Consider the following 16,879-nt stretch of genomic DNA (forward strand, 5'->3'; position numbering starts at 1 on the left):
TGTATAAGCCGTTTTTAGAAAGGCTCCTGCGGGGGCCTTTTTTATGCCTGAAAAATGGCACCCATAAAAAAGCGGAGGTGCAGTTTTAACCGCACCTCCGCTTTCAACGCATCAATTAACTCAATGCGCGGGACTAGCTTGCCAATCTACATATTGGGGTAGTTTGGCCCACCGCCGCCTTCCGGCGTTACCCAGGTAATGTTCTGTGCAGGATCCTTGATGTCACACGTCTTGCAGTGAACACAGTTCTGAGCGTTTATCTGGAACCGCTTACCGCTGCCATCGTCCTTCTCAACCACTTCGTAAACCCCTGCAGGGCAGTAGCGCTGAGCGGGCTCATCGTACTTTGGCAGGTTTTCGTTGATCGGGATATCCGGATCAGTCAGCTTCAAGTGAACCGGCTGATTTTCCGCGTGGTTGGTGTTGGAAACAAACACCGAGGTCAGGCGATCAAATGTCAGCTTATTATCCGGCTTAGGATAGCTAATCTTTTTACATTCAGACGCAAGCTTCATTGTGGCGTGGTCTGGCGTTAGATCGCGCAGGGTGAAAGGCAGACTTCTGCGCAGAATGTTCTGCTCAAAGAAGGCGATTGCGCCACCGATGACGTTGCCAAACTTGTGCATTGCAGGGCCGAAGTTGCGCTCGTCATATAGCTCTTTGTAGAGCCAGCTCTTTTCGAAACGATCAGCAAAGCTGGTAATTTCCTCACCAGATTGACCATTCTTCAAGGCTTCAAATACCGCTTCTGCGCCCAGTAGGCCAGACTTCATAGCCGTGTGGGAGCCTTTAATCTTGGAGCTGTTCATCGTGCCCGCATCGCATCCCAGCAGGAGACCGCCCGGGAAGCTCATTTTTGGCAGAGAGTTGTATCCGCCTTTGGCCAATGCACGAGCACCGTAGGATGCACGCTTGCCACCTTCCAGGTATTTGCTGAATTCTGGGTGAAGCTTCAAACGCTGGAATTCATCAAACGGGCTCATATGCGGGTTGCTGTAAGAAAGGTCAGCAATCAAGCCCACATACACTTGGCCATTTTCAAGGTGATAAAGGAAAGAGCCACCGGTAGTGCCGGTTTCACTCAGGGGCCAGCCGGTTGTGTGCACAACTAGGCCTGGCTCATGTTTAGCCGGGTCGATGTCCCACAGTTCTTTAATGCCGATGCCGTAATGCTGGGGATCTTTGCCTTCATCCAGCTTGAATTCGCTGATCAGGCGCTTGCCCAAATGGCCACGACAACCTTCTGAAAACAGGGTGTACTTGGCACGCAGTTCCATGCCTGGCATATAGCCGTCTTTTTCTGAACCATCGGCAGCGACGCCCATGTCACCCGTAAGAATGCCTTTAACCTGGCCGTCTTCTATAATGGTCTCGGCCGCAGCAAAGCCTGGGTAAACTTCAACGCCTAAGGCTTCTGCTTGCTCAGCAAGCCAGCGGCACAGGTTACCAAGGCTAATAATGTAGTTGCCGTGGTTGTGCATGTTCTTGGGAACAAATGCGTTCGGAATCTTGGTTCCGTTTTCCTGGTTTTTCAGCAGGAAAATATCATCACGGGTAACCGGGGTATTCAGAGGTGCGCCTTTCTCTTTCCAATCGGGGAAGAGTTCATTGAGGGCAGTGGGTTCAAATACCGTACCGGCCAGGATATGAGCGCCGATTTCAGAACCTTTTTCTACCACACAAACGGTCAGTTCTTCGCCGGCTTCTTGTGCCAGCTGCATAACACGGCAAGCTGCCGACAGGCCAGCAGGGCCGCCGCCGACGATAAGAACATCAAATTCCATCGATTCGCGTTCCACGTTGGTCTCCTCACACATTTAATGAATATTATATGCCCGCAGGCTTTAGTTTCTAGAGCGCCATCATACCGCTAAAAGTGCTCCCAGACGACTACTCACAGCTGAATACTCCAGCTATATACACTCAGAGGATAGCGTATTTAATGATTCAAACAAACGTTTGTTTGAAATTTGCACGAAGCTTTGGCATTGTAGTTTTGTGCTGTAATTCAAAGCGCTGAATCTATTGCTCAGCGTATTAATGCTATTAACAGCACGGGCAGTACCTACTGATTGGCTCAGAAAACACGGGTGGGGCGTCTCACAGGACTATTGACCCATTTTATCTTTGCCTTCAGTATTAGTGCGCCGTGACGGATGGCCCCTGTGTGAGGCCGCTGTTTGTAGTGTTTGGCCTGTATACCCATATGCGGTATCTTGCGCCGAGACGAAGCAATTGAGAATGCTCTGTAATCCGCCCACACGGGCCAGTCGTAGAGTGTTTTTAATTGAGAGTCATTAACCCATCGTAGAAGAACGAGGAATCTATGAAGGTTCTGGTCGCTGTAAAACGAGTAATCGACTACAACGTAAAGGTACGCGTCAAGCCGGATAACACTGGTGTTGATCTCGCCAACGTCAAAATGGCAATGAACCCATTCTGCGAAATCGCTGTTGAAGAAGCGGTTCGCCTTAAAGAAAAGGGTATTGCTAGCGAAATCGTAGTGGTTTCCATAGGCCCCAAGGCGTGCCAAGAGCAGATTCGTACTGCATTGGCGCTGGGTGCTGACCGTGGTATCCACATTGAGGCAGACGAAGAAGTTCAGTCTCTTGAGGCGGCTAAGTTGCTTAAAGCCGTTGTTGAGAAGGAAGAGCCAAAGCTCGTCATTCTTGGTAAGCAATCCATCGATTCTGATAATAACCAGACTGGCCAGATGTTGGCTGCACTGACTGGAATGGGTCAGGGCACCTTCGCTTCAGAAGTGGCTGTTGATGGCGAAAAAGTAAATGTCACCCGTGAGGTAGACGGTGGTCTTATGACCGTTTCCCTGAATCTGCCAGCGGTAGTAACCACAGACTTGCGTTTGAACGAGCCACGCTACGCGTCTCTGCCAAACATTATGAAGGCCAAGAAAAAGCCACTCGACGTCATGAGCCCGGCTGACCTAGGTGTTGAAATCACCCCACGCCTGACCACTCTGAAAGTGGAAGCACCGGCTGCCCGTAAGGCAGGTGTTAAAGTGGCCGACGTTGCCGAGCTGGTCGATAAACTGAAGAACGAAGCGAAGGTGATCTAAATGAGCATCCTTGTAATTGCTGAACACGACAACAGCAGCCTTAAGCAGGCTACTCTTAGCGTTGTAGCGGCTGCCAAGGCCATCGGTGGCGATATTGATGTGCTTGTTGCCGGCGAAAATTGCGGTGCCGTTGCAGAAGCCGCAGCAAAAGCTGAAGGTGTTGCAAAGATATTGGTTGCCGATAACGCAGCTTACGGCCACTTCCTAGGTGAAAACCTGGGCGAGCTGGTTGCTGAGCTGGGCAAAGGCTACAGCCACATTCTGGCCGCTGCCGGTACAACAGGTAAAGACTTCATGCCGCGCGTTGCTGCGCTATTGGACGTTGCTCAGGTATCTGACATCATCCGCGTTGAGTCTGAAGACACCTTCGCTCGTCCGATCTATGCCGGTAACGCTATCGCAACGGTTAAGGCCAACGACAGCATCAAGGTTATAACCGTTCGCCCGACAGGTTTTGATCCGGTGGCCGCTGAAGGTGGTTCGGCTTCGGTTGAGCAACTGGACGTTGTAAAAGACGCGGGCCTCTCTTCCTTTGTAAGCGAGCAGAAAGCTAAATCTGATCGTCCTGAACTTGCCAGCGCCGGTATTGTTATCTCCGGCGGTCGTGGCATGCAGAACGGCGAAAACTTCAAAATGTTGGAGAAGATTGCTGATCTGCTGGGCGCTGGTATGGGTGCATCCCGTGCAGCTGTCGATGCTGGCTTTGTGCCAAACGACATGCAGGTAGGCCAGACCGGTAAGATTGTTGCCCCTGATCTGTATGTAGCGGTTGGTATTTCTGGTGCCATTCAGCACTTGGCCGGTATGTCTGATTCCAAGGTGATCGTTGCGATCAACAAGGATGAAGAAGCGCCGATCTTCCAAGTTGCCGATTACGGCCTGGTAGCGGACCTGTTTGTAGCAGTACCGGAACTTGAAGAGGAGCTGAAGAAAGTTCTGTAACTTTCTCTCAGGCAACAAAAAAGGCACCTTCGGGTGTCTTTTTTGTTGCCGCACCATAAACTGTCAGCCAATACGTGTAACACGCCTACAACCCCGGATACATCTGAATGACCATCAGCGCGTTTGAAGCTCTTGCTTGCCCACTCGACGGTTCTGCGCTGCAGAAAAAGGGCCACAATTGGCAATGCGATGCCGGCCACAGTTTCGATATTGCCCGCCAGGGGTATGTTCACCTACTACCGGTACAGAACAAGCGCTCTAAAGATCCAGGCGACAACAAAGAGATGGTCGCAGCGCGTCAACGTTTCCTGAGTACGGGGTACTATCAACCCATCGCCGAGGCGCTCTGCCATGCCGTATTCCCTGAAGGTTTCAGTGAACCATCCATCAGTTGTTTGGATGCGGGATGCGGGGAGGGGTACTACATGCGTTATCTGGCCGATAGCGCACCGCAAAAGACGACGCTCGCCCTGATAGGGCTGGATATATCCAAGTCGGCCGTGTTATCAGCCGCAAAACAGTACAAAAAGTCAGCTTGGGTTGTGGGCAGCAATGCCAACCTGCCTGTATTGCCCGAAACACTGGATCGTATACTGTGCCTGTTCGGTTTTCCCGTGTACGCAGAGTTTGCCCGGGTGCTCAGGCCCGGTGGTGAGGTTGTTCAGATGGATGCCGGGCCAAACCACCTTAAAGAGCTGCGTGAAATCATTTATCCAGAACTAAAAGAGCCTAAAAAAGCCCAGGGAACTGCCCCAGATGGATTCACAAACCTGGGAGCATCCGTTGTTTGCTACAATCTGGCCCTTCCTGACAAAGCCGCCATCAAGGATTTATTGGCCATGACACCGCATCTTTATCGCGCTAACGCGGAGGGCCTGGCCCGCGCCGCAGAGCTCGAATCACTAAACGTTACGGTAGAAGTCACGATCAGGCGCCTCAGAAAGGATTAACGAACCCTTGGGCTACTGATCTTTTTCCGGTGGGTTTTCGGAGGGACCTTTTTTAGTACCACCCGTTTTTCTGCTTTTGTGATAAACAATGTGTCTGCCAAGATGTGAATCGCTTTATTGGTGGTTCGCACTGCATGGTAAACCTGCCTGCTGGCCTGATCGTGGGTTTTCCGGGCTTTAAGCGCGCTCTGGCGAAACTCGTCATCCTTCGTGAAATGATCAACCAAGCTGAACGTCGTATTGGAAATGGCTCTGTGCATCTTTTCGACCGCGCTGGCACTGCCAGACACCGTGTCTTCAAGTAGCTTAGCCCGGTTGCGGATCTCATAAAGATCCATGCGTCGTCTCTGAACGGCACTGTTGGCTGCGATGTGGTGCGAGTTGAGTATCCGCATAAGTGTCCTAGAACGCTGCAACTGCCAAAACGCATAGCATAGGCTACCGAATGCAATCACCAACAAGAGCAGTGTTATGGCGGGCTGAATAGTCACAGTGCAATCCTCTTAGCGATACTCAATGTGCATGTCCACTTCGATTTCTCGCTCCGCAAGCTCTTCTTCCAGCTCTTTCATCACGCCTTGGTAGACCATTTTGCGAACCATTACGGGGAGTTTGTCTGCCATTACCCGAGCAGAGCGCGATTCCCGTTTTGCGACCGCAATCGGGTTGAGTACCTTTAGGATAAGAACCATATCCGGCTCTTTGTCCAGAGCGGATATCTGGTCACCCTCCATCGACTGGGCCATCATGCGGGCGATGATCTTGTGCTGTTCCAATACCTGCCAACACAGAAAGCCGCTAAAAATGGCGAGAAACACACTGAGAATAAGGAGGAAAGTGGTCAATTCATGTCTCCGGGAATTCATCTGATCGGTATTTGTCAGTGTGCCCTATACACCGGGTTGTGCGATTGGCCCTGCCGACGTCGGCAGGGCTGTTAGTGTGCGAAGTTAGACTGCGGGTTCAAAGCTGTTAAGATCGGCCTATTACATGCCTTTATGGAAGGACAGACCATGACAAAACCAGCAAAAACGACTTACGATCTCGTTGTCTTCGGCGCCACCAGCTTCGTTGGCCAGCTACTTACACGCTACTTGTTTGAATCTTACGGTGTGGCCGGTGAAGTGAAATGGGCTATCGCCGGGCGTTCAGAAGCCAAGCTCAACTCGCTGAAGTCTGATCTGGGAACCGCTTCTGGCGACTTGCCAGTGATCCTCGCAGATGCCACCGACGACCAGGCCTTAACGGCAATGTGCGATCAAACCCGCGTGGTTATCTCTACCGTCGGCCCTTACGCTTTATTTGGCGAGCCTCTGGTAAAAGCCTGCGTAACGACTGGCACCGACTACTGCGACCTAACGGGTGAGGTTCAGTGGATACGCCGCATGGTTGAGCGCTACGAAGACCAAGCAAAATCAACAGGCGCGCGAATTGTGCACTGCTGCGGTTTTGATTCCATTCCGTCGGATATGGGCGTGTGGTTCCTGCAGCAACAGGCAGAAAAGACCTTTGGTGAGCCGTGCCAAGACGTTCGTATGCGCGTGAAGGTTGCCAAGGGCGGTATCTCAGGTGGCACCGTTGCTTCAATGATTAACGTAGCCAAAGAGGCGGCAGCCGATCCGAAACTGCGTAAAGAACTGGCCAACCCGTTTTCTATCTGCCCTTCTGAGCACCGCTCAAAGGTGCGCCAGCCAAGCCTGAAAGGGGCCGAATTCGACAAAACATTTAACGTGTGGCTGGCGCCGTTTGTTATGGGGGCGATCAATACTCGCGTGGTGCACCGGTCTAACGCGATGCAGAACGCCCGTTACGGTAAAGAATTCACCTATGATGAAGCCATGATGGCGGGTAGCGGCACCAAGGGCCGCCTTACGGCTTACGGGATTACAGCTGCATTGGCAGGCTTCTTTACGGCATCCGCCATAAAACCTACGCGCTGGTTGGTGGAAAAGTTTGTACCCAAGCCCGGTGACGGTCCGGATCCCGATGCTCAGAAGGCAGGGTTCTATGATCTGCGCTTTGTTGGGCGTACGCAGGACGGCAAAACCATCATCACGAAAGTGACCGGCGATGCCGACCCAGGCTACGGCTCAACCAGAAAAATGCTTGGCGAAGCCGGCATGTGCCTGGCGTTCGATGTACCTGCGGATCAGCCGGGTGGCTTCTGGACGCCCGCATCGCTATTGGATGGCAAGCTGCTGGAACGCCTAACCAGCAAAGCCGGGCTGACGTTCGAGGTGGTTGAAACCCGCTAAAAGCACAGCTTCAGCCCCCGAGCTGAATGACACGGTCGGTGCCAGGAAGGGCATCCGGCCCGTGTGCAAGGCTAATCACCGTTTTGCCTTCCAGCCAAGCATCCATTTGCCGTGTGATCTTCTCTCGTGTGGCCGCATCAACGCCGGTAAATGGCTCATCCAGTATCAGCAAAGGAGCTGCGCTCAGAAGCACCCGCGCAAGGGCAACACGCCGAGCCTCGCCACCGGAAAGCCGGCTACCCGAACTCCCCAGCCAGGTATCTAGTTGATTCCTCTCTGAGGCGAACCGTTCCGCTAGATCAACCCGCTCCAGAATACTCCAAAGATCTGCATCCGTTGCATTGGGAAACCCAAGCAGCAGGTTTGCCCGCAATGTATCTTCAAACAATACGGTTTCCTGAGTGAGATAAGCACATGGAAGGCGGGTGCAGGCGCCGTTTGAAGGATCCAAAAGCCCAGCAAACGAATCTGCAAGCGACGACTTTCCACTCCCGGAATGCCCCAGAATACCCACTCGTTCTCCGGTTCTCACCTGCAGATTAAAGTTCGTAAAAAGCGGCGCGTGCTCGGGATACTTTACCGCAAGGTCGTTAGCCACCAGGGCGGTACCCGGAGGTAGGCTAAACGTGGCCGAGGAATCTGTGGCGTCTGCATCTCGGCAGTCCCGGTTCAGGCGTGCAGCGGAAGCCTGTGTGGCTCCCAGCTTGCCGAAGGCATCGGGCAGCGCGCTGTAGACTTCTGCGAGCCCGAGCAGGGCAATCGGCAGCAAAACCAGCACCGGGCCGGAAATCACCCCAGAGCGAAATAGCTCAAAGCCAGCCCAGAGCGCAAACACCGCAGATATATTAATCAGTAAATGCGAACCGGCCTGATGCCAGCCAATGCGAGAATCCGCTTTTACCTGTGCCGACGATGCCTGATGCGCCTGGCGCAGAAGCCACGCGCCGTGCTTACCTGTGCGACCGGCTGCCGTGAGTTCAGCAAAGCCTTCCAAGTGTTGAATAACCGCCATCCGCAGGGTTTCCTGTTGGTCGCTCTGGCGGGAGGCAATTTTTACGGTGCGCGCATAGGTAGCCAAGGTCGCGATCAAAAAAGCTGCCCCGAGTATCAGGGCGACGCCGCCAGCAACCTGGATATCAAAAAGCACCGCAGCCAGAACACACACAAGCAAGGTCACGAAAGCAGCCAATGCCGCCGGAGCGATCAGGCGAAGATACAGGGTGTCCAGCGCATCAACATCGCTAGTCAGCCTAGAAAGCCACTGAGCGCCCGTTAGTTCGCGCCGTTGGCCACGCCCGGCAGAGGCCAGCTTGCGAAACAGTGCCACGCGTATATCCGTTAGCAACCTCAACACCGTATCGTGGTTGTACAACCGCTCTACATAGCGCGACACCGTGCGAGACACCGCAAAAAACCGGATACCGCCGCCGGGCACATATAAGTTGATGGTGGCCGGTAAACTGGCCGCTAGTAGAACCCCAACCAGTGCTGTCTCTGTGATAAACCAGCCAGATAAAGCAAGCAGCCCAAGCCCCGAGAGTAGGGCGGCCAGCATCAGCAATGCGCCAATAAGAAGCCTTCCGGGGCGCCCATAAATCAACTTCAACCAGGGTTTTAGTTCAGACATCCTTTACCTCCCCACCAGAAATCAACAGTACCCGATTGGCCAGAGCCAGAAGAGCGTAATGATGGGTGGAAAAGATCAGTGTTTTGCCGGCCAGAGCAAACTTGTGCAAAGCTTCCAGTACAAACATTTCACTGTCGGTGTCGAGGCCGGCCGTGGGCTCATCCAGAAGAATTACGTCGTAATCGGCCACGAAAATACGGGCCAGGCTGAGGCGTCGGGCCTGACCGCCGGAAAGCCCTTGGCCATCTTCTGAAACCTTGCTCAAAATGCCGTCTTCACGGCTATCCAACAAGGGCCCAAGACCCACATTCCTCAAAGCGGTTTCGATAGCCACATCCGAAGCATCTGGTGTCGTGAGTCGGAGGTTGTCCGCCCAGGTGCCGTGCACGAGAAAGCCGTTCTGGCCAAGCCAGCCAAAGGCAAAGCTACCCGCCGGCTTACCAAACACGTGAATCTCGCCGCTGTCTGGCGTAAGGAAACCCGCCAGAAGATGTAAGAGCGTGGATTTACCACCCCCCGAGGGGCCGGTCAGCGCGATTACGTCACCTTTAACGATAGTCAGCGATACGTTGTTCAGAATCTCGTGACCTGATCGAAAGGCCAGCGACACAGAGCTCAGCGCAAGTGTCTCGCTGCCCGTGATCGGCTCACTGGCTAAAGACTCAACCCCAACATCGTCGTCGGCGTTCTCGGCGGAACTGACAGGCTCTTGACCACCAAGCCTTGCCAGAATCTCCGCACCGGCGCCAAGAGCTGCGGCGCGGTCATGATAGTACTGGGAGAGCGTTCGCAGCGGCTGAAAAAATTCCGGAGCAAGTAGCAGAATCAAAAGGCCGGAAAAAAGAGTCAAATCCGAAGATGGCCCATAGGAGATATACCCCAGCAGACCAAAGCCGATATAAATGGCGATAACGGCGATGGCCACGGAAGCGAAAAACTCCAAAACCGCCGATGACAAAAATGCGATACGCAGGGTTTTCAGCGTAATCCTGCGGTAATGATCTGATCGCTGCTGAATCACCTCTGCGGCTTGCTCGGTTTGCCCGAACAGCTGCAATGTCGTCAACCCTCGAACCTTATCCAGGAACTGACCAGACAGCCGGCTGATGATCTCAAAGTGTTGCTGGTTCAGTTTTTCTGCGCCCATGCCCACAAGCGCCATGAACAGGGGAATCAGCGGCGCAGACAGAAGCAGGAAAATGCCGGCGAGCCAGTCCAGATAGAATACAAACACCAGAATCATCAGGGGAACAACAAGCGACAGCATCATCTGTGGAAGGAAGCGCGCAAAGTAGCCGTGAAGGGCGTCAACGTGGTCAATCCACTCCCGCGCCAGACTACCAGCAGACGTTTGCCCAAGTACGAGAGGGCCGCTGTTGCGCCAGTGTTGGTGAATCTGTCGGCGGGCAGTGCGACGTACCTGTTCGCTGCACATTGCGGCCAGATGGGTCTGTGCACCCTGTGCAACTGAGCGAAAAACAACGGCCAGAACAAGCCCGATAAAGAGCGGCGCCAGCACAGCGGCTGACGCCTTCTCAATTACACCGAGGTGAACAATCCGCGCCAGAAACACCATCTGGATGATGGTGGCGACGCCAGCCAAGGTGCCGGCCGCAACCGTGCCCTGAATCCAGCGCCGGTTGCCGCTGGCAAGCCCCGATAGCCAACGCCTTACAGCGCCGCTCTCGACCTGCGTTTCGGCCACTTAATGATAGCCCTCGCCAGCTCGTACCTTGCCCCGGAAAACCCAGTAGGTCCAGGCTGTGTAAGTCAGCACAAAAGGAATCACAATCAGCAAACCAATCAACAGGAACATCTGTGAGTTGTAAGCCGACGCTGCGTCCCACAGGGTGTAGTCAGGTGGCACCACATAAGGCCAACGGCTGACTATCAGCCCCAGATAGGTGGTTATAAACAGCCCCATGGTGGCCACGAATGGCATACCTTCTGAACGATTGCGCACTGACCGAAAAATCTGAAACGCACACAGCAAGGTCAGTACGGGCAGTACCCAGATTACACTCAAGTTGCTGAACCAGCGTTCCTGCACCATATCGTCAATGAACGGAGTCCACACGCTGATGATACCGAAGACCACCAGAACCGCTGCGAGCAGAGGCGGGGTAATCTTATAAGCCCATTCCTGTAACCGACCTTCGGTTTTCATGATCAGCCAAGTTGACCCCAGTAGCGCATAACCTGCAAGCAACCCAAGACCCGTGAGAACGGTGAAGGGGGTGAGCCAGTCCAGCGCGCCACCTGTGAATACGCCATTGGCAGTTTCGTACCCCTGAATGTAGGTGCCCACTACCACACCCTGTGCAAACGCTGCCACGGTTGAACCGCCGGCAAAGGCCCAGTTCCACAGATAACGTGAGGTGCGTGCCTTGAAGCGAAACTCAAACGCGATGCCGCGGAAAATCAGACCAGACAGCATCAGGAACACGCCAATGTACAACGCCGGCAGCAAAATGCTGTAGACCAGAGGGAATGCCCCCAAGAGCCCAGCACCGCCGAGCACCAGCCAGGTTTCGTTGCCGTCCCATACAGGCGCAACCGAGTTCATCATCGTATCGCGATCCTGCTCCGACGGGGCGAAGGGGAACAGGATTCCCACGCCCAGATCGAAGCCGTCCATCAATACATACATGATGACGCCAAAACCGATGATGAATGCCCAGATCAATACAAGATCAAACTGTTCCATGATCAATGGCCTCCTTGATTAGCTGGGTTGGTCTTTGAATCATCGTGCAATTCAAAGGGCACATGGCTCGCAGATAGGGGCCGTTTCGGCCGCTCAAACTGGTCGGGTTCATCGTCGTCCTCATCTTCATCTTCAAGCCCAACATAGAGCACGCGCATCAGGTAGTAGACGCCCGCCGAGAACACTAATGAATAAACAACCACGTAACCAATAAGCGTGAACAGGGCCATACCGCCGGTGAGCGAGGGAGTTACACCTTCCGCTTGGGTCATCATGCCGTACACCAACCACGGCGCACGGCCAACCTCGGTCACAAACCAGCCGGCGGTTACCGCAATGAAAGGTGTAATGCTCATAAAACGCATGCCCTGAAGAAACCAGCGAGTGCGCCAGAAACGATCACCGGCCCGCAGAACCAGTCCCGTAAACGCGAACAGAATCATCAGCAACCCAAGGCCAACCATAACCCGGAACGACCAGAACACAATGGCCACCGGTGGCTGCTTTTCCGCCGAAACCTCCGTAAGACCAGGTACTTCGCCGTTCCAGTCGTGAGTCAAAATAAGACTGGCGAGGCCTGGAATACCGATTTCAAACAGATTGCTCTGGCTTTCTTTATCCGGAATGGCAAACAGTAGCAGGGGAACGTTCCGTGAAGTCTCCCAGTTGCCTTCCATTGCTGCTACTTTTGTTGGCTGGTGCTCAAGAGTGTTAATGCCGTGCATATCACCGACCACAAGCTGCATGGGTGCAAGGATTAACAATAACCAAAGGCACATCGACAGAGCTTTGCGGTTGGCCTCTACCTCACGGCCCTTCAGCAGGTACCACGCACTGACACCAGCGACCACGAAACCACCGGTAAGGAAAGACGCAATAACTTTATGGGCAAACCGGTACTGGAATGACGGGTTGAATATAGCCTCACTCCAAGACGTTACATAAAAAACGCCATCCCGCAGCTCGGTACCGGCAGGGGTTTGCATCCAACTGTTAGCGGAGAGAATCCAGAACGAAGAAATAAAGGTACCGGTCGCCACCATAATCGCGGCGAACAGGTGCACACCTGGCGGAACGCGATCCCGACCGAACAGCAGTACGCCGAGAAAAGCTGCTTCGAGGAAGAAGGCCGTAATTACCTCATAGCTCAGCATGGGGCCGAGAAAGTTGGCCGATGCCTGGGCAAAGTTGCTCCAGTTGGTTCCAAACTGGAACGACATCACAATGCCGGAAACCACGCCCATCCCGAAGACAACGGCAAACACCGTAGTCCAGAACGAAGACAGCTTTATCCATACTGGGTTTTTTGTTTTGAAGGAAAGCCCCTCAAGTACCGCAATATAGGAAGCAAGACCGATGGTGAACACCGGAAAAATGGCGTGAAATGACACGACAAACGCGAACTGAATTCGCGATAGGATGAGAGGATCTAGTTCCATAGGAACACTCCGGTAATGATAACGTCACAATAAACGAGCCCAGCAAACCCGTTCAGCCACTGCCTTAGCTTAGATTGTTATTACCGGCAGATAAAAGACATGCTACTGGATATGGTAACAAATCCGATAGGGCAGATTGTCGCACCCATTGATTTAAAACAATTATGGTGAAAAGCATGAGCTTTTACGAAGAACGAATCCTGCCACACATCATAGACCGTGCCTGCTCACTGGGCCAGGTTATGAAACTGCGCAGCCAGCTTGTGCCCCTCGCCAAAGGTCGCGTTCTAGAAGTAGGAATGGGCTCGGGTATTAACCTGGAATTCTACAACCCGGAAATTGTCGAGATGATCTACGGCCTTGAGCCCTCTGAAGGCATGCGACGCAAAGCACAGCCCAATCTCAAGCGTTCGCCAATCCATGTGGAGTGGCTAGGCTTGCCGGGCGAACAAATACCTCTGGAAGACAACAGCGTGGATACCGTTCTGCTTACCTTCACCCTGTGCACCATACCCGACTGGCATAAGGCGCTGCTCCAGATGAAGCGCGTACTAAAGCCCGGAGGCGAGCTCCTGTTCCTGGAACACGGCGAATCTCCCCACGAAAACACCCGAAAATGGCAGCACCGCGTGAATCCGGGCTGGAAAAAACTTGCAGGCGGCTGCCACCTGAACCGGCATATTGCAGACCTGATCCGCCACGCCGGATTTGAGCTGGAGGAGCTAGAAAACCTCTACATTCCGAAAGCCCCGAAAATTACCGGCTATATTTATAAAGGAATCGCACGTAAATCCGAAGCCGGGAGCCACTGATGATGAAAACCATGAGAGCCGTCCTATTCCTGCTAGCAGCCCCCGTTGCACTGAATACCGGTGTAGCGGTTGCCGCTGGAGGTATAGAACGTGGAGAAACCATTGCGACACAGGGCAATGGGGCAGGTGCTTTAGCTTGCGTTACCTGTCACGGACCTGAAGGCAAAGGTAACAGTGCTGCCGGGTTCCCGGACATCGCAGGCCTAAGTGCCGAATATCTGGGTAAGCAGCTTCATGACTATGCCAAAGGAACGCGCAAAAACCCTATCATGAAGCCTTTTGCTTCAGCGTTATCTGAAAACGACATTCAGGCGGTAGCAGCTTACTATCAGAGCCTTGAGTCACCGGCCTCGGCTGTTACCCCTCAGGCGCCTGATCCAGGCAACCAAGGCCAATGGCTTGCGGTGCGCGGAGACTGGGGCAACAACATCCCCGCCTGCAACCAGTGCCACGGCCCTAACGGTATGGGTGTTGGAGAATCATTCCCGGCACTGGCGGGACAACACGCCAGCTACTTGAAAACCCAGTTGGTTGCCTGGCGCAACGGCAGTCGCAATAACGACCCTAATAACCTGATGAAAGTCGTTGCAGAACGGCTCAGCGAACAACAAATCACAGCCATTACCGAATATTACGCAACTCTGCCAGAGCAATTGGCCAGTTATACGCTGGTACAGGATCCAGAGCCTAAAATGGCGAACCAGAAACAGCTTCCGGCGGCTTCTGAAAGACATGGCACGTTTACACCGCCCCAAGACCGGGATATACCCGACAACCAGTACGGCGACATGGTGCGCCAAGGCCGCGACCTGTTCGTAAATACCCAGCAGTTACGTGGCGAAAACGTGTTTAATGGCCAGAACTGCGTTAACTGCCACCTGAATGCGGGACGCATGGCCAGTTCCGCACCCATGTGGGCAGCGTTTGGCATGTATCCCGCGTACCGAGGCAAAAATGACAAGGTGAACACCCTGAGCGAGCGCCTTCAGGGTTGCTTTACCTACTCCATGAATGGCATTGCCCCAGAAACCGGCAGTGACACCCTAGTAGCACTGGAAACTTATTTACACTGGTTATCTACCGGCGCGCCGATCAACCAGGCCCTGCCTGGCCGCGGCTACGTAACGCTTGAAAAACCAAACGGTGGTTATGACCGGGAGCGCGGTGGCAAGCTCTACACCCAGCAGTGCGCTGTGTGCCACGGTGATGATGGTCTCGGCCAGGAAGTAGCAGGGCAGGTTGTGTTCCCGCCTTTATGGGGTGATGGGTCTTACAACTGGGGCGCCGGCATGCACCGTGTCAATACCGCTGCGGGCTTCATTAAAGCCAACATGCCACTGGGCAAACCCAACTCACTGAGCGATCAGGATGCCTGGGATGTGGCTGCATTCATTAATAGCCACGAACGCCCACAAGATCCCCGCCGTCGCAATCAGGATTCTCTGAACAGCACCGCTAAAACGTTCCATAACCACGACGGTTTCTATGGCAAGGAAGTCGGCGGCAAGCGGTTAGGTAATCACGACAACTACGGCGAAAACCCGGGCGTTGCCAGCAAATAAGCCAAAACGCCGTCAGTCCACCAACTGGCGGCGTTTTGAATTGCGTTATGGCGTAAGGCCTTATACAATTCTCGCCCTCAAAACCTCCCCGAATGCTCCGGTGGTGGAATTGGTAGACACAAGAGACTTAAAAGCCTTTAACTCTATAGAGATAAGTGTAATGGAAACAAGGGCTTGAGTTGGTGGTATATGAAACAGCTAATAACGTTTCTACACCATTGCTACAAGTTTTAGAATTCGCTCGGGTGGTGGAATTGGTAGACACATCAGACTTAAAATCTGAAGACCGTCAGGTCGTGCGGGTTCGATTCCCGCCCCGAGCACCATTTCTAAGTAACTGTGGGAGTTTATCATGCAGAAGGCTCTCTCAAGAATCGAAACGTCACAACTGACCCTCCTAGAGATTGAGATTCTCAGCCCCTGCCGTACTTCGGCTCTTGCGGAATATCCGGTTCACATCGCCTCGCTAAATCACTAATTCGATTACTACTGCGGATCGCCTGTACGATTTTCGTAATAGCTTAACCGAGATACGTCAAACGCTTTAGAGACCACCTCAACCAACTTTTACTCACTTAACTGGCCCATCAGTGCATACGATTCATCTCGTCCTGCATCAAGAGAGCGGGGCCTTACCCCGTTTCCACGGACGGTTTTAAACAGCTGAGGGACTTACCTCGCCAAAGTGGATGTGCAGATCCTCGATGACTGGGGGCTCATGAAACTGAGCGCTGAGAGCCGGAGGTACTTGCTCGAAGTGCGGGAAGATCGGCACGGCCGTCGTTCCACCACCGTTTCCAGCCAGCTCCCCATTGAGGAAAAGTACAACGTGATCGGTGACGCAAACTCTGATGGATACCATTCTGGATCGCCTGCTTCACAACGCCTACAAGTTCAATCTCAGGGGTAACTCCATGAGAAAACGGCAGAAAAAAATTGACGGGGACCACGGCTTCAGAGTAAGAAGATAAACCCTGCGTCGAAGCGCTCCGGTGGCTGGGAGCCACACTCCGGTCGGGGTGGCAACCTTCAGCGGTTTACGCACAAAACGGCATTATTCCTTAAACATTGAGATGAATAGTGCAGAAACTATCAGCAAAGACAATCGGAGCTATCGGAGAAGAAGCTGCGAAAACCAAACTGATTAATGAAGGTTATGAATTGGTTGAGTATGGGCGGGAAACCCATAAAGTCCGGCTGCCCAAGGCCAAGGAAATCCCGAAAATACACAATTATTGGATAGGTTCAGCTACCGCTAATCTAGCGGCAATGCAGCAGAATTCAGACAACAGCTGAATCAGGGGTGACCTGCCACCTTGGGCTGACCTATCAGCACTGGAAGTAAGTTACCTAGCCCAAACATGCAAACGACAATCAATTTGTGGAATGTGAGACAACAGCCCAGACCAAGTTCCTTGTGCCAATCCCGACAACTTATTCTCAGAATTGAATTTGAGCAGTAGTTATCCCGAGGTTCCAAACATCAAATATGGTGGTGAAATAGGGGAG

The 16,879-nt window shown here is 53.2% G+C and carries 16 protein-coding genes and 1 tRNA gene; 10 read left to right on the top strand and 7 right to left on the bottom strand.

Annotation, left to right across the window (positions count from 1 at the left end; translation table 11 throughout):
* Positions 1-146: 146 nt before the first annotated feature.
* Positions 147-1,799 (bottom strand): electron transfer flavoprotein-ubiquinone oxidoreductase, encoded by a 1,653-nt coding sequence (locus CPH80_RS04210; protein WP_096275762.1) that lies wholly within the window; start codon positions 1,797-1,799, stop codon positions 147-149.
* Positions 1,800-2,326: 527 nt separating this feature from the next.
* Here CPH80_RS04210 and CPH80_RS04215 point away from each other — a divergent pair.
* From CPH80_RS04215 to CPH80_RS04225, 3 genes are all read left to right on the top strand, one after another.
* Positions 2,327-3,076: an electron transfer flavoprotein subunit beta/FixA family protein gene (locus CPH80_RS04215; protein WP_096275763.1), complete on the top strand. Its 750-nt coding sequence runs from the start codon at positions 2,327-2,329 to the stop codon at positions 3,074-3,076.
* Entirely contained in the window at positions 3,077-4,018 is a 942-nt protein-coding gene (locus CPH80_RS04220) for an electron transfer flavoprotein subunit alpha/FixB family protein (protein ID WP_096275764.1), read from the top strand. It abuts the gene before it with no gap.
* A 107-nt stretch (positions 4,019-4,125) separates the two neighbouring features.
* The gene (locus CPH80_RS04225) at positions 4,126-4,968 is read left to right on the top strand and encodes a putative RNA methyltransferase (RefSeq protein WP_096275765.1); all 843 of its coding nucleotides are present in this window, start codon (positions 4,126-4,128) and stop codon (positions 4,966-4,968) included.
* Here CPH80_RS04225 and CPH80_RS04230 read toward each other — a convergent pair.
* Positions 4,965-5,459: a hypothetical protein gene (locus CPH80_RS04230; RefSeq protein WP_227520349.1), complete on the bottom strand. Its 495-nt coding sequence runs from the start codon at positions 5,457-5,459 to the stop codon at positions 4,965-4,967. The two genes, CPH80_RS04225 and CPH80_RS04230, sit on opposite strands and share 4 nt — an antisense overlap.
* Before the next feature lie 12 nt (positions 5,460-5,471).
* Positions 5,472-5,813, bottom strand: coding sequence for a hypothetical protein (locus CPH80_RS04235; protein ID WP_096275766.1), 342 nt, complete (start codon positions 5,811-5,813; stop codon positions 5,472-5,474).
* Between the two features lie 168 nt (positions 5,814-5,981).
* Here CPH80_RS04235 and CPH80_RS04240 point away from each other — a divergent pair, with 168 nt between their 5' ends.
* Positions 5,982-7,223: a saccharopine dehydrogenase family protein gene (locus CPH80_RS04240; RefSeq protein ID WP_096275767.1), complete on the top strand. Its 1,242-nt coding sequence runs from the start codon at positions 5,982-5,984 to the stop codon at positions 7,221-7,223.
* Between the two features lie 10 nt (positions 7,224-7,233).
* On the opposite strand, the gene cydC is transcribed toward CPH80_RS04240, so the two are convergent.
* The 4 genes from cydC to CPH80_RS04260 are packed head-to-tail and all read right to left on the bottom strand — an operon-like array spanning position 7,234 to position 12,996.
* Positions 7,234-8,850, bottom strand: a complete 1,617-nt coding sequence (gene cydC, locus CPH80_RS04245) for a thiol reductant ABC exporter subunit CydC (protein ID WP_096275768.1) — start codon at positions 8,848-8,850, stop codon at positions 7,234-7,236.
* Positions 8,843-10,555 (bottom strand): thiol reductant ABC exporter subunit CydD, encoded by a 1,713-nt coding sequence (gene cydD / locus CPH80_RS04250; RefSeq protein ID WP_096275769.1) that lies wholly within the window; start codon positions 10,553-10,555, stop codon positions 8,843-8,845. Before cydD ends, cydC begins: the two co-directional genes overlap by 8 nt.
* Positions 10,556-11,557, bottom strand: a complete 1,002-nt coding sequence (gene cydB, locus CPH80_RS04255; protein WP_096275770.1) for a cytochrome d ubiquinol oxidase subunit II — start codon at positions 11,555-11,557, stop codon at positions 10,556-10,558. It abuts the gene before it with no gap.
* Between the two features lie 2 nt (positions 11,558-11,559).
* Positions 11,560-12,996, bottom strand: a complete 1,437-nt coding sequence (locus tag CPH80_RS04260; protein WP_096275771.1) for a cytochrome ubiquinol oxidase subunit I — start codon at positions 12,994-12,996, stop codon at positions 11,560-11,562.
* A 176-nt stretch (positions 12,997-13,172) separates the two neighbouring features.
* On the opposite strand from CPH80_RS04260, the gene CPH80_RS04265 reads away from it, so the two are divergent.
* The 6 genes from CPH80_RS04265 to CPH80_RS04285 all read left to right on the top strand — a co-directional run bounded on the left by CPH80_RS04265 (position 13,173) and on the right by CPH80_RS04285 (position 16,666).
* Positions 13,173-13,808: a class I SAM-dependent methyltransferase gene (locus CPH80_RS04265; protein WP_096275772.1), complete on the top strand. Its 636-nt coding sequence runs from the start codon at positions 13,173-13,175 to the stop codon at positions 13,806-13,808.
* On the top strand, positions 13,808-15,370 hold the full coding sequence (locus CPH80_RS21955) for a c-type cytochrome (protein WP_096275773.1): 1,563 nt from the start codon (positions 13,808-13,810) through the stop codon (positions 15,368-15,370). The genes CPH80_RS04265 and CPH80_RS21955 overlap by 1 nt, the downstream gene beginning before the upstream one ends.
* Positions 15,371-15,609: 239 nt before the next feature.
* Positions 15,610-15,696: transfer RNA gene (locus tag CPH80_RS04275), tRNA-Leu, on the top strand.
* A 392-nt stretch (positions 15,697-16,088) separates the two neighbouring features.
* Positions 16,089-16,280: a hypothetical protein gene (locus CPH80_RS23130; protein ID WP_319823051.1), complete on the top strand. Its 192-nt coding sequence runs from the start codon at positions 16,089-16,091 to the stop codon at positions 16,278-16,280.
* Positions 16,243-16,341, top strand: coding sequence for a hypothetical protein (locus CPH80_RS23135; protein WP_319823053.1), 99 nt, complete (start codon positions 16,243-16,245; stop codon positions 16,339-16,341). Before CPH80_RS23130 ends, CPH80_RS23135 begins: the two co-directional genes overlap by 38 nt.
* Positions 16,342-16,450: 109 nt before the next feature.
* Positions 16,451-16,666: a hypothetical protein gene (locus tag CPH80_RS04285; RefSeq protein ID WP_096275774.1), complete on the top strand. Its 216-nt coding sequence runs from the start codon at positions 16,451-16,453 to the stop codon at positions 16,664-16,666.
* Positions 16,667-16,879: the final 213 nt, after the last annotated feature.

Source organism: Marinobacter sp. LV10R510-11A, from assembly GCF_900215155.1.
In the GTDB taxonomy this organism is placed as follows: domain Bacteria; phylum Pseudomonadota; class Gammaproteobacteria; order Pseudomonadales; family Oleiphilaceae; genus Marinobacter.

Excerpts from the sequence above, each read along its gene's own strand:
- cydB (WP_096275770.1), bottom strand. The coding sequence starts at position 11,557 with ATGGAACAGTTTGATCTTGTATTGATCTGGGCATTCATCATCGGTTTT.
- cydC (WP_096275768.1), bottom strand. The coding sequence starts at position 8,850 with ATGTCTGAACTAAAACCCTGGTTGAAGTTGATTTATGGGCGCCCCGGA.
- CPH80_RS04215 (WP_096275763.1), top strand. The coding sequence starts at position 2,327 with ATGAAGGTTCTGGTCGCTGTAAAACGAGTAATCGACTACAACGTAAAG.
- CPH80_RS23130 (WP_319823051.1), top strand. The coding sequence starts at position 16,089 with ATGAAACTGAGCGCTGAGAGCCGGAGGTACTTGCTCGAAGTGCGGGAA.
- CPH80_RS21955 (WP_096275773.1), top strand. The coding sequence starts at position 13,808 with ATGATGAAAACCATGAGAGCCGTCCTATTCCTGCTAGCAGCCCCCGTT.
- CPH80_RS04225 (WP_096275765.1), top strand. The coding sequence starts at position 4,126 with ATGACCATCAGCGCGTTTGAAGCTCTTGCTTGCCCACTCGACGGTTCT.
- CPH80_RS04265 (WP_096275772.1), top strand. The coding sequence starts at position 13,173 with ATGAGCTTTTACGAAGAACGAATCCTGCCACACATCATAGACCGTGCC.
- CPH80_RS04220 (WP_096275764.1), top strand. The coding sequence starts at position 3,077 with ATGAGCATCCTTGTAATTGCTGAACACGACAACAGCAGCCTTAAGCAG.
- CPH80_RS04260 (WP_096275771.1), bottom strand. The coding sequence starts at position 12,996 with ATGGAACTAGATCCTCTCATCCTATCGCGAATTCAGTTCGCGTTTGTC.
- CPH80_RS04240 (WP_096275767.1), top strand. The coding sequence starts at position 5,982 with ATGACAAAACCAGCAAAAACGACTTACGATCTCGTTGTCTTCGGCGCC.